At 69.3% G+C, this 16689-nt stretch carries 5 protein-coding genes; 1 reads left to right on the forward strand and 4 read right to left on the reverse strand.

What is annotated here, in order from left to right; genetic code table 11:
• Positions 1–7: 7 nt before the first annotated feature.
• From GA0070216_RS06900 to GA0070216_RS06910, 3 genes are all read right to left on the reverse strand, one after another.
• Complete coding sequence (locus GA0070216_RS06900; protein WP_091240646.1) at positions 8–4051, reverse strand: Eco57I restriction-modification methylase domain-containing protein; 4044 nt, start codon at positions 4049–4051, stop codon at positions 8–10.
• Positions 4051–7005, reverse strand: coding sequence for a DEAD/DEAH box helicase (locus GA0070216_RS06905; RefSeq protein ID WP_091240649.1), 2955 nt, complete (start codon positions 7003–7005; stop codon positions 4051–4053). Before GA0070216_RS06905 ends, GA0070216_RS06900 begins: the two co-directional genes overlap by 1 nt.
• A 99-nt stretch (positions 7006–7104) precedes the next feature.
• Positions 7105–13347: a protein kinase domain-containing protein gene (locus GA0070216_RS06910; protein ID WP_218108142.1), complete on the reverse strand. Its 6243-nt coding sequence runs from the start codon at positions 13345–13347 to the stop codon at positions 7105–7107.
• An 824-nt stretch (positions 13348–14171) separates the two neighbouring features.
• On the opposite strand from GA0070216_RS06910, the gene GA0070216_RS06915 reads away from it, so the two are divergent.
• Complete coding sequence (locus tag GA0070216_RS06915; RefSeq protein WP_091240656.1) at positions 14172–14573, forward strand: hypothetical protein; 402 nt, start codon at positions 14172–14174, stop codon at positions 14571–14573.
• A gap of 46 nt (positions 14574–14619) precedes the next feature.
• Here GA0070216_RS06915 and GA0070216_RS06920 read toward each other — a convergent pair whose 3' ends face one another.
• Positions 14620–16584, reverse strand: coding sequence for an N-6 DNA methylase (locus GA0070216_RS06920; protein ID WP_091240659.1), 1965 nt, complete (start codon positions 16582–16584; stop codon positions 14620–14622).
• Positions 16585–16689: the final 105 nt, after the last annotated feature.

Genomic DNA, 16689 nt, shown 5'->3' on the forward strand with positions numbered 1-16689 from the left:
TGTTACGTCAGTAATCCTTCAACACGCTGGCAAGGTCCGTGTGGCGCGGCCCGAATCCGGGGGCCGGCGTGAGCGTCGAGGTATAGCTCTTCCCCTCGACGAGCGGGTTACTTAGACTGACGCCAGCATCAGCCATGCGATCGTACTCGATAAGAACCAACTCCTTGGTGCGATAGGTTCCGCACTTAACTTCGTCCTTGCGCTTGACGATGGGGAAGGCTTCCATGATGTAATTGACATCGTCCCGCGAAATGCCGTACAGATGGAAATACAAAGCATCGAGTTCGGCACGCATTACCCTCCGTCTCTGTTCGTTCCAGACAAACGGACTACCTGTGTCACCGATGCCGGAGGCAAACGACGTCATGTCATATGCCGTGTACGTGAGTTCAAGAACGCGCGCTTCAATAAACTCACGGTGGACTGAAGCCACCGCTGGATCGATGACTGGAAGCTGCTTGACGTAAGTAAACCGCAGATGCAGGCCAGCAACCTTCTGCCGCGCGAGGTAATCGAAGGCGAAGGAATTGAAGTTGCTGACCAGCAGGTGGCTGTCTTTGCAGATCATGACAGGCAGGGTATCCCCAGCAGCTACGCGAGGCACCATTGATGCAATAACTGTTCGTTCATTGGTGGGGCTGGTAACATCACAGAAGGCCGCAAGCCATCGGGAATTTCCAATACGCTTGACCACCTCGTGCTCCGAAACCCAAGACATCGGGATTGCCATCCGGTTCGGGTCCTCATGCTCTGCCGGACTGAGATAACTCGGCTGGTTCTGTCGAACAGCAGCGGTATCGCTCTTTTTGACATCGGCCGCTCGATGATCGTACGACCCAACCATCTTTGCCTCATAAAGCGGGAGATGTGTTGCGCTACGGGAAACGTAGTTATTGCCGCGCAGCGTTGCGCCAGCGAGGCGAAGAGATTCGGCATCCGCAAAGATCTCAGACACGGAACTCATCATGAACATCAGCTGCAACTTGACACCCCATGGATTCCCTCCTGCCCCAGCAGAAGCTGCATCCCGGATGAAGATTGGCGTCTTACGGTAGACCCCAAGATTGATCTCCGCATCACGACGTGAGCGGAAGATCGGGCATGTTCCGCTGTTTGGGTTGAGGAGACCGATCTCATCTCGGGTGAGGGTAAAAACCCTGTCAGCATCGCCAAGTTCAGCCGGATCACGCAGAAAGAAGGCAAATTTTGCGGCCGAGCCACCGCGAGCAAGGGATAGTACAGCAAATTTCATACCTGAATGAACGGCAGGGAACAGTCCGTCCCGATTCTCGAAATCATAGAAAGCTGAAATCGATTCACTGATCACTAGATCGTTGAAGAAGTGCTGATTGAAAGAATCTGTCGCGATCCCCGAAGGCACAACTTGCCCTGAGTGCCCACTCGGCTTAGTAATCGATCGAATATGCTCAGCAAATAGTGAATACGTGTTCAGGCGGCCATAAGCAGTCAGAGGAAATCGCGCTGAGGAGTGTACGAAATGCTTGAAACCATCGTTCTTCCGCTTTTCGTCAACGAAGGCCGCGAAGAGCTCCGGATCTTCCCCCTCAAGCTTCCGAATCATCCGATTTCGAGCCGCCAGGTTAAGTGCCTCAGCGATGTCCGAACGACGTATGGCAAAGAACTCTCTACCATCAACTTGGACTTGATCCCACGGCGGATTGCCAAGTAGACAATCGAAACCACAGGCCCAGCCAGTCACCGGATCGGTGGCTCCGCCAGACTGTGACACTTTGAAGATCTCCGGGAACTCCAAGTGCCAGTGGAAGAATCGGTACTGCTCCCGCAGACGCACGATCTCGTGATGGGTCGCCTGCGAGGCGGCGGCAGCTTCCGGATTCTCCAAGGCACGGAGAACCTTGTACGTGACGGCGGTTGGAGCATCTGCCGTCTTCCGCCACATGAACGCCGCACACCAGGCGTCCGCGACGTGCAGGGCGCGCACATATTCGGCAGACTTCTCCCAGGCCCGGTAGGCGGACTCCTGCTGACGCACGTCGCCGAGGTCGTCGGATGGTGCGTCCGCGATGCGGCGCAGCCCTTGCGCGAAAGCGGTGTTGGCGACCTTGGTCCCTTGGTCCAGGTCGAACAGACTGCCCTGCCCCACCCGTTCCTTGGCGTTCTGCTTTTCCAGGTTCTTGGCGTGCTTCTTGTCGTCGCCCTCGATGGGCTTGAACGCCTCGTCGGGGATGCCGCGCTTGAGCAGTGCGGGAGTAGCTCCGATCAGCGCGTTGCCGTGCTTGATGTGGGCGTCGAGGAAGCTCAGCGGCTTGCCCGGTTCGAGGGCTTCCAGCCACAGCGACACCTTGGCCAACTCGACGGCCATCGGGTTGAGGTCGACGCCGTAGATGCAGCGGGCGATGACCTCGTGCAAAGCGGTGCGGACCGCGTCGAGGGTGGGTTCGGGGTTGCGTTCGCGTACTGCCGCGACCCGCTTGCCGATCCGGCGGGCCGCCGCGACCAGGAAGTGGCCGGAGCCGCAGGCCGGGTCACAGACGGTGAGTGACAGCAGTTCGTTGACGATCGTGTCGGACGGGTCGGGTTGGCCAGCGGCGGTGGCCGCTACCTCGCCGCGCTTGACCGCGTCGTCGATCACCGGGTCGAGCGCCGAGTCCAGCAGGCATTCGATCAGCGACGACGGGGTGTAGTAGGAGCCAGTCGTCTTGCGGGTGTTACCGGGAAGTTCGACCAGCTCGAAGCTGCGGTCGACCGCGCTGTGCCTGGGCACCAGTTCCAACAGGGATTCGTAGATCGAGCCCAGCTCCTCGGCGTCCAGGTGCCGGTAGTCGACCGACCGCCAGCGCCGCGAGCCGGTGTCGCGCACCTGGCACAGGTGGCGTACGGCGGTCAGCAGGTATTCGTTGGCCAGCGACAGGCCGCGCAACGGGGCGTCCGCCGCCCGGTCGTCGAAGATGCCGCCGAGGCCGGGCAGGCCGATTTCGGGGCGACCGTGCACGTCGCCCAGACCGTCGAGGACGATCCGCAGCGCCTGGTAGAGGTCGGCGTGGGCGGTGCCCCGGCGGCGTCGGGAGTGGGCGCGCAGCCGTGCCGAGGAGAAGTACCGTTCGTACCGCTCGCGGGTTTCCTCGCTGGTGCCCGGCGGGTGCAGGGCGTCGCGGTCCTCGGCGACGAAGAGGAACAACAGCCGGTAGACCAGGCGCAGCAGGGCGTTGTGGAACTCCTGGACATCGAGGTCCTCGCGCAGCCGCTGGTTGTCGGGGTAGCGCAGGAATCCGGTGCCGAGGGTGGTGATCGCCTCCTGGACGCCCCTGCGGAGCTGTTCCAGGGCGCGTACGCCGGAGGTGATCGCTTCCGCGCGCCACTTCTCCAGCCAGCAGGTCGACGGGGCGGCCCCCTCTTCCACCGCGAAGCGGGAGACGTGCAGCAGCCGGTAGAGCAGCACGAATTCGCTGAACAGCTCGCCGTCAAAGATGGCCTCCAGGTCGAATTCGACGTAGGCGGCGGTGGCCAGGGCGTTGGAGTCACGCAGCAGCCGCAGTTGCCGGCCGTTGGTGAGCACCCCCCACAGGTGGACGTCGGAGCGGTTCAGGCACTCCTGCACCAGCGACTGCGGCGGGACGGTGCCGCCGCCGGCCGGGCGCTTGTCGAGGGTGGCGTTCCAGGGGGCCAGGTGGATCGGGACGTGCTGCCAGCGGTGGCTGATCGGGAAGGTCTTGCCGCCGTCGTCGGAGGTGATGCCGGTGGCCCCGATGGGGGTGAGCGCACCGAAGCCGAACGCGTCGAACAGTGGTGCCAGCCACTGGGTGACGGCCCGGCCGGTCGGGTCGGCGGGAGTGTCGGCCTCCGGGGCGGCGGGCAGTGTGCCACGCAGGTCCTTCCACACCGACTTGAGCCATTCCCAGTGCCGTTCGGCGTCGTCGCGCACCGACCGCGCGCCCACCACCCGGTAGTCGGCCGGCTTGGTGCCGGTGACGTCCTTACCCTCGGCGATCCGCACCAGCATGTCGGCGGGCAGCAACCCACCAATCGTGTGTACGGCGGTGAAGACCTGGTTGCGGGCGGTGGCAGACATCAGGCGACGGCTCCGGCGGTGGGGGCGGGCAGATAGACGTAGGCACCGAGCACGTCGGCGCCGTCCTGGGCGGTGACGGTGAGGCCACGGACGATCTCGCCGGAGGCGCTGCGCACCCGGCGGTGCGAGGCGAGCAGTTCGGCGGCCAACTCCTCGCCGTACCCCTTGAGGTGGTCGGCGACGGCGGGCAGGTCGTCGAGGATCTGCCGCATGGTGCGTTCGCCGAAGCCGGGGTCGGTGTTGGCGTCGGCGGTGGCGTCGAGCAGCGCCAGGGCGTCGTCGGGGGGCAGCCAGCGGGCGTTGGCGGGTGCACCGGCGAAGGCGAGCAGCCGGGCGTCCTCGGCGACGAGTTGCCGGGTGCCGGTGCGCGACGGCAGGGTGAGGTGGAACCGGTAGCGGACCACCAGCAGCGTGGTACGACCGGTGACCGCCCGGGTCCGGATGACGCCACAGCGCCGGGCCGGGCGGGGGCCGGTGGCCTGCTCGTCGAGGGCGGCGTTGAGGACGTACCCGGCGAGTGCCACCACCGCCGGGTCGGTGCGCACCAGTGCGGCCTCACCCCGGTCGACGGCGGCCATGCTGCGGAACGGGACCGGTCGGCCGAGTTCGACCACGTCACCGCCGAGCACCGGGGCCAGGGCGTCACGCAGGCCGGCGGGGGTGCCGCTGACATCCGCGGTGAAGTCGCCCGGTCGCGCCGGGTCGTCGCGCAGCACCCCGTCGAGCGCCCGCAACGACTGGCGTACGAAGGATCGGATCTCCCCCGCGCGGCCGAGAGTGTCGCGGACGGCGGCGACCTCGCGGGCCACCTCCTCCGGCCGGATGGTGTGCTGGGCGAACCGCGACCGGGACGTCTTCTCCCGCTCGGCGGCCGACTGCCAGTCGGCGGCCAGGGTGGCGGCCCTACGGTCGATGGCGCGGTATTCGTCGGCGTCGAAGAGGCTGCCCTGCTCGCCGCGTTCGACCTGCTGGCCGCGCAGCAGCACCCACTCGACGATCGCGTCGGTCACCCCCGACGATGCCTCGTCGGGCACCGACACGGAGACACCGAGGTCCTTGCGGATCTGCCGGTGTTTCCTGATCAGGACGTCGAGGACCTTGCCGTCGATGCCGTTGTCACCGCCGTAGAGGGTGATGACCTTGACGACGGTGCGTTTCTGGCCGAACCGGTCCACCCGGCCCTCCCGTTGATCGTGGCGGGTGGGGTTCCAGGCCAGGTCATAGTGGACGACGGCATCAAAATGGTGTTGCAGGTTCACCCCCTCGGAGAGGCAGTCGGTGGCGACCAGCACCCGGCGGGCGGCCTGGTCGTCGCCCGCCGCCACGGCGAGCTTCTCGATGCGGTCGATGCGCTGCTGCGGGGAGAGCGTGCCGGTGACCGCGTGCACCACAGTCTTCTTGCCGAGCTTGCCGTCGAGGTGCTCGGCGACATACTCGGCAGTGGGGATGTAACGGCAGAAGACGATCGGGTGATAACCGTCCTTGAGCAGCGCCTTCAGGTGGGTGACCAGGGCGGCGAGCTTGCGGTCCTCGGTCGGCCCCTCCAGCTTCGCCGCCTGCTCGGCCAACTCGGCCAGCCGCGCTCCCGCGCGGTCGCCGCCGCCGGCCGGGTCCACACCGCCGGTCGCCGCGCCGGGGGCGACGTCGAGCCCTTCGAGAGCGTCGTTGTCCGAAGAGTCGCTGGTCAGCGGAGCGCCGAGCCGGTCGGCCTCCTCGGCGCTGCCGGCCGCCACGGTCGCCGACCGGGTACGCAGGGTCTGCGCGGCGGCACGCGGCGACGACACCAGCGACCGCAGCAGCGCGATCGCCGACCACCAGGCGATCCGGGCCTCCCGCCGCCCCTGCCGGTCCGCGGCGGTCACCCGCTCACTGGCGTACGCGATGGCGTCGTCGAGCAGCGCCCGGTAGGCCGGGGACAACTTGTACGTCTCGTCCTTGAAGTGCCGGTCGGCCGGGAACGACGTCGTCTCGGCGAGACTGTCGTCGGCCAGCCCGTCGTCCCGGGTGAGATATTGCCGCACGTCGGCGCGCTTGCGGTGCACGAAGTAGGGGGCCAGTGCCCGGCGGCCCGCGTCGGAGCTCAGGTCGACGGCGGCGAGTTCCGGCCTGACCAGGCCGAGCAGGTTGCGGAAGGAGCCCTCCTTGCCGCTGTGCGGGGTGGCGGTCACCAGCAGCAGGTGCCGCTCGGGGTCGGCGGCGACCCGCTGGAGCAGTTCGAAGCGGAGCTGGTTCTGGGCGGAGGTGTTGTCGTCGGCCGCCACACAGGTGTGCGCCTCGTCGACGATGACCACGTCGGGGCAGTGCCGGACGAAGTCGTCGCGGTGCCGGGTCGACTTGATGAAGTCGGTGGAGACGATCACGTACGGGTGCCGGTCGAACAACGACTGGCCCAGGTCCAGGGCGCGTTCCAACCGGGACACCGTGGAGGCGAGGACCAGCTCGGCGTCGATGCCGAACTTGCTGCGCAGCTCCCCCTGCCACTGCTCGGCCAGCGCGGGTGAGCAGAGCACGGCGAGCCGGCGGGCGCTGCCCTGGGCGAGCAGCTCGGTGGCGATCAGGCCCGCCTCGACGGTCTTGCCGATGCCCACATCGTCCGAGATCAGTATCCGGACGGTCCTCTGCCGCAGCGCCATCATCAACGGCACGAGCTGATAGGCGCGCGGCTCGACGGCGATGCCGGCGAGGGACCGGAACGGGCCGGCACCGGAGCGGAACCCGATCCGCAACGCGGAACGCAGCAGGCCGGCGGCCTGGGCGTCACCCAGGTCGGCCGGCGACGGGTCGGCGAACCGCGCGCCGGTGACCCGCTCGAAGGCGGGGAAGACCGCCGCGACGTCGTCGTCCGCACCGCCCAGGGGGCGCAACACGAGCATGTCGGGTGCGCTCTCCGGCAGTACGACCCAGTCGCGGCCCCGGGCGGAGACCAACGTGCCGGCGCTGAAGGGGGTGGTCATGAAGGGGTCCTCGCACAGTCTGCGGTGTCGGGAAGGTCCCCCTCCTGCGCGTGGGGCGACAGGAGAGGTCGCTTGTTCACATCGGGGGGGTGGGTGGGGTCAGCGGGTGGCGCTGGTGCCGAAGCAGTACCGGTGCTGGTCGGCGATGGCGGCCCAGTCGGCGTCGTACGGGAACCGGATCACGTCCCAGCCGGCGTCGCGGAGCCGTTCCTCGGCCTCCCGGTCACGCTGGGCGACCGCGTCGTGCTCGTGCACCGGGCCGTCGACGAAGACCGCGACTGTCGCGCCGGGCAGCCGGTAGACGTAGTCGGGTTGGGCCAGCGCCTCGGTGACCAGGGTCTGCGCCTCGTCGGGCAGCCGCAGGCCACGCTGCTTGAGCCAGGTGATCAGCTTGGCCTCCAGCGCGGTGTCCGACCGGGCGGTCAACCGGGCGAGCTGCTCGGTGCGCGACTCGCCCTGGCCGGTGGGGGCGGCCTTCGCGGCGGCGAAACGCAGCAGTAGGTCCCGCACGCCGTGCCGGTCGATGAACCGGTGGTTGAGCTGGTTGCCATAGGTGAGCAGGCACTCGTAGCAGCCCATCGCGCAGGGGCGGTCGGGGTGCGGTCCCTTGAGGTCGGTGCCGTCGGGGGCGAAGTGGCAGATGGCCAGCGCCTCGGCGGCTGCCCGGCGCAGCGCCTGCGGGTCGGCCTGCATCAGCCGCAGCACCCCCGCCCCGCCCTCGGCCGCCTCGGTGAACAGCATCCGCTCCCGTGGCCCGTCGTTCGGCGGCAGCAACTCGGTGGTCAGCTCCGAGTCCTCAAGCTCGAAGGCGGCCTCGATGCCGCGCTCCAGCGCGTACATCAGCGACAGCGCCACGTCCTGGTCGAGCGGCTCGTCGAGCTTGACGACCAGGATGTTGCGCCGGTCCTCCACGTACGGGATGACGCGCTTCTTGCGGCGCTTGTCGTTGCCGTCGGCGTCGACGAGCGGCATCTCGCTGGAGTCGCCGGCCGCCTCCCCGGCGTCGCGCTCGTTCATCCACCGGCCGTCGGCCGGGTCGAGCCAGAACCCCTCGGCCTCGTCCGGCTTGGCCCGCACCCGCCCGACGTTGGTGATCCGGACGGTCGCCGAGTCGCCGTACGACAGGGTCGCCAGGCCCCCGGCGGCGTCGGCGACCAGGGCGTCCCGGCGGCCGGGGCGGGCGCCGTGGTCGTGGAACCGGTAGGACGTGACCAGCCGGTACCCGGCCCGGCGACGCTCCTCCTCGTCGGAGGAGATCCGCTCCCGGCGCGTGGTGTAGACGGTGTGCAGGTGCAGCAGGCCGGTCGTCTTCTCCCCCAGCGGCTGGTCGCACATCTGGCAGCGGTCGGCCCGCTCCTTGGCGTCGTGGTGGTAGCCGCACTGCTCGCACCGGTTGGCCTCGCCGGTGGTCACGTCGCCCGCCGCGTCCGGCGGCAACTGGATGCGGGTGACCTGGTAGCGCGCCCCCTCGTGATAGATGAGCGCGCCGGGGCCGAACTCGCGGATGGCCAGGAACCGGGGACGCTGCAGGTAGTCGCCGTCGCCGAACCTGCGCCCGGTGGTGGGGACGTAGGCGGCCAACGGCAGCCGGGGGAACGAATAGCCGGGTAGGAAGCCCTCACTGGCCAGGTACCGGTACGGGTTGAAGTCCGACAGCACCGACTTGCTGTCGACGCTCTCGTTCTTGAGCAGGTTGAGCTGCGTCTCGGCCTCCTTGCGGCGGCCCACGGCGATCCGCCGGTCCCGCTCCGACAGGGTGTGGTCGAGGACCCGCCGGTTCTGCTCGGCCTGGTCGACCAGCGCGGCCTTGAACAGTCCGCGCCACCGGTCGAAGGCGGCGTCGAACCGGTCGGGCGTGGTCCGCACGGTGTCCTCGATCCACCGGTCGTCCCACCAGCTCGACTCGGCGTAGTCGGTCAGCAGGCCGGCGAAGACCGCGCGGGCCGCGCGGGCGGCCCGCTCCTGGGACCGGGTGTCGCGCAGGGCGGCGGTGATGTGGTCGAGCAGCGCGAGCGCCGGATTCGGCAACCGGGAGTCCTCGGCGTACGCGATGTCGACGGTCTCCGGGATGGCCCGGCCGAGCTTCAGCCCCGCCTCGGCCAACCAGATCGCCTGGACGTGCGACCGGACCAGGTCCTCGTTGGCCAAATCCAGGCGCGGCGGGGCGACCGCACCGGCGACCATCCGCTCGGAGCGGCGGAAGTAGTACTGGTCGTGGCTGTTGCCGGTGGCGCAGTAGGTGGTCACCAGCGCGGGCTGTCCCGAGCGACCGGCCCGACCGCTGCGCTGCGCGTAGTTCGCCGGAGTCGGCGGCACGTTGCGCATCATGACCGCGTTGAGCTCGGAGATGTCGACGCCCAACTCCATGGTGGGCGAGCAGTAGAGCAGCTTGAGCTCCGCCTTGCGGAAGGACTCCTCGCGCCTCTCCCGTTCGGTCGGGTCGACCTGGGCGGTGTGCTCGCGGGCGGTGAGGCCGGCAAGCGTCCCGGCGGCCTCCCGGTAGAGCTTGCGGAAGAACCCGTTCACCTGGGGGCCTTCGCCCTGGGCGAAGGTGCGGGTCAGCGGGTCGTGGCTGCCCTTCTCACCGGTGCCGGCCCGCCAGATCAGCGAGGCGGCCGACACCCGGTAACCGGTACTGCTCGGGCCGGCCGGGCCGCGGAACCGGCCGGCACGCTGCGGGGCGACCTCGATCCTGGTGACCACGCTGGCGTCGGCCAACACCTCCAGCACCTCGGCGATCACCCGCTGCGCGTCGTCGAAGCTCAGGCTGCTGCCGAAGTGGACCCGGCGCAGGTACTTACCGAACTTGCCCCGCCCGGAGAGGAACAGCCCGGTCCGGTCCATCCCCCGCCCGGAGGGCTGCGGGTAGGCGGTGCCGACCTTCGGGCTGTCGGTGACCGACAGCACCCACGGGTCGGTCAGCCGTTCCTCGCTGGCCCGCTGGAGCGGGTCGAAGTCGTCACGGAAATACTGCACGTCGATGGCGAGCGACCGGCGCATCTCGTTGAGCAGCGCGCGCATGATGTCGAGACGGGTGCCCGGATCGGCGTCCAGCAGTGGCTTGTGGGTCCTCGACCAACGCTCCTGGTTGCCGGCCAGCCAGTCGAGATCCTCGTAGTCGATCTCCAACAGGCCGGTCTGCTCCAGGTTGGGCATGGTGATCCGCCAGCCCCGCTCAAGGTCGAGATAGAGCCGGAAGGCGACCACGTCCCGCAGCGTCTTGGCCGCCGCCTTCGCCAGCGACGGCGGCAGGTCGTTGCCCCGGGCGTAGTCGGCCTCCCGCAGGCCCAGCGCCGCCGTCACCTTGGTCGCCAGGTCCTCGTGCGTGATGCCGTCCTTACCGGCGTCGCGGGCTGCCTGGTAGAGCGCGCCACGTAGCTGGGTGATCTGCACGAAGTCGTTGAAGTGGCCGGCCTGGAGCGAGGCGTCCTGCCGGTTGTCCACGAAGGTCAGCAGCTTGCGTGCCTTCGGGTCCAGCACCTCGGGCGGCGCGCTCATCAGCGAGCGGACGATGGACGCGGAGACCAGCGACGTCGCCGAGGAGCGCCCCTCCTGGTCGAGGGTGGCGAGCTTGGCGAAGTCCCTCCCCCGGACCTGCTCGTAGGCCACCCCGCAGTGGGCGCAGAACAGGAACGGCGACGGGATGAACGCGGCCCGCAGCACGCCCCGGCCCTCGTAGCCGTAGGGGTCGACGGTGACGGCGTTCGGCAGCCGGTCCCGGTAGGAGGCGCGGACGCTCTCCTGCCCGTGCTCGTCGGGCTCCAACCACGACTCCGGAACGCGTCGGTCCGCGATGGCCTCCTCGCGGCTGTTCGGCCAGGGCCGCTCGGAGTCGATGTAGAGGTAGCCGTCGGTGGTGTTGCCGCCCGTGCCGACGGTGTCCCGCCGGGGCTCGTAGACGACGGTGCCGTTGTGGGTGGTACGCCAGACCGTCAGGTACTCCTGGCCACACTCCCGGCAGAAGGCGAGTGGCAGCAGGATCTTCCCGTCCGAGCCGGGTAGGACCAGCTGATAGTCGCGGGTGAGGTGGCGGGTGAGTTCGTCCTCCAGGGTGACGTAGACGGTGTCGCCCTTGGAGAGAAACTGGTGCAGCCGGAACGCGAACAGGGGTCGCTCGGTGACCGGGTGCCGCGCCTCCGAGCCGGCCTTGAGGGTGTCCCGGATCGCCGTCGCACACTCGGCGACGGTGAGCCCGCTGGCCTCGGCCAACTCCACCGCAGCCTGCTCGATCTTGGCAGGCTTCTGCCGGACCAGGGTTCCGCCGTCCGTGGTGAGACCGAAGTGGCTCTCGATCCAGCGGGCCAACGGGTCGTTCACCAGATCGGCATAGGCGCGGGGCGCCCCGGGTGCCCGCAACCGTTCGACCGGCACGGTGTCGGGGGCGGGTCCGGTGGCGCGGACCAGGGTCTCCCCGATGACGTTCGCAGGGGTGACCGCACTGCCGAACAGGGTGCTGGCCACCCGGGCGACGACCTCCCGCTGGTCGTCGGCGCTGCCCTCGCTGGAGATCGTCGCGGAGGTGCCGATGCACTGCAGCGCCTCCGCCTGGCAGGCTTCCCGGACCCGGCGGATCAGCAGGGCCACGTCGGCACCCTGCCGGCCCCGGTAGGTGTGCAGTTCGTCGAAGACGAGGAACTCCAACCCGCTGGCCATCCTGATCAGCGACCGCCGGTCGTCCGGGCGGGTCAGCATCAGCTCCAACATCACGTAGTTGGTGAGCAGGATGTCCGGCGGGTTGTCGCGAATCTGCCGGCGCTGCTCGTCACTCTCCTGGCCGGTGTACCGGGCGTAGTTGACCGGTTCCCGGTCGCGGCCGTAGCCGTCACGGAGGAACTTGTCCAGCTCCTTGAGCTGGCTGTTGGCCAGCGCGTTCATCGGGTAGACGATGATCGCCCGCACCCGCTTCGGTGCCTTCCCACCCTCCTGCTCACGGGCCTTGAGCACCCGGTCGACAATCGGCACGATGTACGACAGCGACTTGCCGGAGCCGGTGCCGGTGGTCAGCACGTACGACGCACCCGTCTGCGCCCGGTCGATCGCTTCCCGCTGGTGCTGGTGCAGCGTCAGCGGACGGCCATCGCAGCGCGTGCCGCCCTCGGTCTTGCGCGCCTGGAAGATCCGGGCACACTCCTCGTGCAGCACGCCCTGGCTGACGAGTTCGAGAATCGAGCCGCCAGCGGCGAAGAACGGGTTGAGCGACACCCATGGGTCGGGCCACTGCGACTTGGCGCTGAGATCGTCCTCGACGAAGAGCGCGATCCGGTCGTCGCGGATGACCGTGCCGCCCTGGGTGAACTCGCGGTAGTCCCCGATGAGCTTCCTGTGCACCCCGAAGACGTCCATGCCCGTGCCGGTGACGTCGGCTGCCTCGTCCTCCTCGACGGGGGCCGACGACGTGCCGGCCTCGGCCGCCGCACGCTCCCGCGCGAGGTGGCGCACCGGGTCGAAGGACTCCCAGCCGGTGACCTGTTCGGTGCCGGTGGCGAGGGGCAGCAACGCGTCCCGGACGGTCCCCGCGCCGGCGGGCCGGTCGGTGGGTTCCTTGGCCAGCAGGCGGCCGATCAGCCGCACCAACTCGGTCGGCACGTCCGTGCGCATCAGCCGGATCGGCGGGACCGGCTCGTGCAGGTGCTTCTGACCCAGCTCGTACGCGGACTCGCTGAGGAACGGCGGCACCCCGGTCAGCAGCTCGAACAGCACGCAGCCCAGTGCATACAGGTCGGCCGCCGGGGTCACCGCCGCCGCGAGGAACTGCTCCGGTGCCATGTAGCGGGCCGTGCCGACCGTGACGCCAGTGCTCGTCACCCGGCCGGCTTCGTCGTCGAGGATCCGGCCCATGCCGAAGTCGAGGACCTTGATCGCCCCCGTCCGGAGCAGCATCACGTTGGACGGCTTGAGGTCACGGTGCACGACGTCGACACCGACGCCGTGCGCCGCCGCCAGCCCGTCGGCGATCTGCGCCCCTATCGCCGCCACCCAGGAAATGGGGAGCTGTGGACACTCGGCCACCAGGTCACGCAGGGTTTCCCCGTCGAGCAGTTCCATCGCGATATAGGGCACGTCCTGGACGGCTCCGGCGATGATCCGCGGCAGCCGAGGATGGTCGAGCCGACGCATGATGCGCATCTCGCGTTCGAAGCGCTGCCGGGCCTTGCTGTCCGGCGAGGTGTCGATGACGGACCCGGATCGGCCGCGCAGGATCAGTTTCAGCGCCACGATCCGGTCGACGGAGCCTTCGGCCGCTGCCATGTCCTCGGCGCGGTGGACCTCGCCCATGTTGCCCTTGCCGATCGCGCCCCGCAGCCGGAACCGACCCGCCACCCAGTCCTTCGTCGCCGTCACCTGCAAAGCCCCCACTCGTCGTACGCGACGACCACTCCCTGCGTCGCCGATCAGGAAGTCGGACTGCCCGGCCAGCCCACCTGGGCCCATCGACGGGACTCGCGCCGATAATCCGATTCGCAAGGTTTCGTGCGTGATGCCGCCCGTGGAGTATGTCTTGCCGACCATGACGGGGAACCATCCGATGGGCGGGAAAAGATCGACCGGAGATTGCACGACTTGACAGCGCTACCGCCGCTCCACTCAGTGGAACGCCCAACGAGCGGATGCCGCGTCCATCAATCATCGATGATCAACCTTGGGCATTTCCACCGCTGCGAACAGCAGTTATTCGGATGTCGCCGGCATGGAGGCCTGGTGGATCGGAAAGATGACGGCAGTCCATGGCGGTCAGGATCCGGGGGATGGGCCCTCCCCGGGCGGAGTCACCTCCCCGCGCTCCCACCGCTTGGAGACAGCTGTCGGATTATCGACTCGACGGCCCGCCTACTCGACGGCCCCTCCCGTCGGTCGTCGCCCGGAGCACCCGAGTCGGGAACGACGGGTCAGCGCCATGAGCGCCGCCGGTGTTCATGGATGATGCCGGCACAGACCTAGAGCGAGCCCAGCGCACTGACATTTGCGCAGCTCATCAGCATGATCAAACAGGCGCTTGTCCATGATCGGACAGCCGCAACCCTGGCCTGACCTGAGCTGGAGTGCCTACCGTTTACCTCATAAAGGGGCATTGATCAGATTCAACCGGCAAGTTGCTTCTGATCACCAAATTTACCCCTTTACTGCCACACCGCCGCACCCCTGCGGCGCCACCCGAAGGAGGCACCATGTCCACCGAGTCCGCCAAGAAAGCCGACCAACCCGCCCCGAGCGCCAGTGACATCGCCGAGGCCACCGCGCTCCTGGTCCCCGCCACCTCGGCCGGCATGCCGCCGACCGCGCAGCTCTTCTGGGCTGTGGTCGCGTCGAACGGCGTGCTGAACCGCGGGTTCGGGGTGGTTTCGTCCACCCGCGTCGCCGTGGGGCAGTACCAGGTGGTGTTCAGCCACGACGTGACCCGCTCCGCCTATGTGGGGAGCATCGGCCTGACCGGTGCCGTCGGGGCCTCGCCCAGCGGTGAGATCGCGGTGGTCGGCCGGTTCGGCGTGCCGAACGGCGTGTTCGTCCAGACGTTCACCTCGGCGGGAGTCGCCGCCGACCGGGCGTTCCACCTGACGATCTCGTCGTGACGCCAGCGCATCCAGGTCCCCGTCACCCCCGGGTGGCGGGGACCGCTCACGTCGGCCGAATCGCGCCCCGGGCCAGCCCGTCCGCGGTGAGCTGCACCAGTTCCGCCCCCAGCGTCGCCGCCTGCCGCAGCGCCTGCTCGAAGGCGTCCAGCCGCCGGGCCGCCTCGCCGTACGCCCGCTGCTCCGGCAGCCCCAGCCGACGCACCGACGCCCGCCGGATGTCGAACCGCAGCGTCCCGGACAGGCTCGACGCCTGCCTCTCGTTGGCCGACGTGCGCAACTGCCCGGCCAGGAACCACGGGTCCAGTGCCCCCGGATCGGGCCGCAACAGATAGAGGTTGCGCCCCAGCAGCGTCCCCGTCGTGGTGACCACCCGCGCGGTGAGCTGCTGGGCGACCACCGGCACCACCACGTCCCCCACCTCGAGGGGGATCTGCTGGCCGTACCGGTCGTCGATCCGGCCGGAGGCCTGCGCACCGGCGAGCACATCCCCGACGGTGAGCACGGGCGGCCCGTCCGGGGCCGGCTCCGATACGCCGGCCCGCACCGGTCCGAGCAGGTGCAGCGCGCCGGCCCGGAGCAGTTCCCCGACGGTGAGGAACTGCCCGGCCGCCCCGTCCGGTGCGGGGGTGGCCGGCGGTATCAGCGCCGGCAGTGCGGCGACGACGGCGGCCAGCCGCTCCCGGGTGCGTGTCAACTGCGCCCCCGAAACCTCGCTGCCGATGGCCGGTTGCCGGCGCGCGGGCGTCAGGTCCACCTCCTCGTCGAGCAGCTCGATCACCGGGATCGTACGGGCGAAACCGGCCTGGTCGACCTCGGCGTCCGGCATGGCGTCGAAGTCCCGCCACACGCCCAGCACCCGGGGGGCGGTCTCGGCCAGCTCGCCACCGGCTGCGTCGACCAGCAGCACCCGGGCCGGCGGCGACGCCTCCGTCGCGGCCCGCCGCAACACCCACAGGTGCAGCGGTACACCGTGCGCCGCGGCCACCCCTGGCGGGAGCGCGATCACCGCGCGCAGGTGGCCTCGACGCAGGAGTTCGCCACGGATGCGTTTGCCGGCCCGGCGGCTGGCCACCGTGGGCGGCATCAACAGCACCGCGTGCCCGCCGACCCGCAGGTGCGCCAGGGCGTGCTGCACCCAGGCCAGCTCCGGTTCGGTACGCGGGGTGGTGCCGACGATCCAGCGAGGGTCGTGGCCCAGCTCGTCGTCGCCCCAGTTGGTGGCCCCGAACGGGGGGTGGCAGACGACAGCGTCGACCGGCTGGCAGGCGAACGCGTCGGCGCGCAACGAGTCACCGGTGCGCACCTCGCCGGGCACGTCCCGCAGGGCCAACCACAGTCCGGCGAGCGCGGCGAGGTCCGCGTCGATCTCCTGCCCGTAGGCGGCGGCACAGCCGGCACGGGCGGCGGCCCGCAGGGTGGCCCCGGAGCCGACGGCCGGGTCGAGGACACTGCCGCCACCCACGGCGGCGAGCCCGACCATCAGGTCGGCCAGGTCGTCCGGGGTGGCGAGGGGACGGCCAGGGCCGGGTCCGGAGAACCGCTGCCACAGCTCGTCGAAGGCGTCCGGCACGCCCCGGTCGTCAGCGAGGGCGTCGAGGTCGGCCAGCAGCGCGGCAGGAAGCGAGTCCGCGGACGGTATGGCGGCGGACCAGGGGCCGGCGGGCGGCACCGCATCGGGCTGCGGGTCGGTGGGAGGCGGGGTGGTCTCCCGGGCAGGGTGGTGGCGGGCGAGCAGTCTCGCGCCGACGGCGGCGAGGGCGGCGGCCGGGGAGTCGCCGGCCGCCGCGAGGTGTCGCCAGAGCCGGTCGGCGGTGTCGAGATCGGGCAGCTTGCCCTGGCCGCGCAGCCACTGTTCGACCTCGATCAGGTCGAACTCGGGGCTGGCTGCGGAGCCACCCACCGGGGCGGGGAAGTCGGGGTGCCGCTTGCGCCAGTTGCTGACGGCGGCCCGGCCCACCCCGGCGAGCCGGGCGATCTCCGCTGCCGTCACGGTCGGTGTCTCCTGCATCTTCGCATGATGCCACAGCCGTCAAACGTCATGCTCGTTGACAGTGTTCACGGATAATGTGAACATGTTCCCCGCAACACCCTGAACCACGATGAGGAGCGCGAA

This window comes from Micromonospora matsumotoense, from assembly GCF_900091525.1.
Taxonomy (GTDB): Bacteria; Actinomycetota; Actinomycetes; order Mycobacteriales; family Micromonosporaceae; genus Micromonospora; species Micromonospora matsumotoensis.

What these genes read in the sequence shown, in the direction of transcription:
- GA0070216_RS06900 (WP_091240646.1), bottom strand. Translation starts at nt 4,051, where the DNA reads ATGTCTGCCACCGCCCGCAACCAGGTCTTCACCGCCGTACACACGATT.
- GA0070216_RS06905 (WP_091240649.1), bottom strand. Translation starts at nt 7,005, where the DNA reads ATGACCACCCCCTTCAGCGCCGGCACGTTGGTCTCCGCCCGGGGCCGC.
- GA0070216_RS06915 (WP_091240656.1), top strand. Translation starts at nt 14,172, where the DNA reads ATGTCCACCGAGTCCGCCAAGAAAGCCGACCAACCCGCCCCGAGCGCC.
- GA0070216_RS06920 (WP_091240659.1), bottom strand. Translation starts at nt 16,584, where the DNA reads ATGCAGGAGACACCGACCGTGACGGCAGCGGAGATCGCCCGGCTCGCC.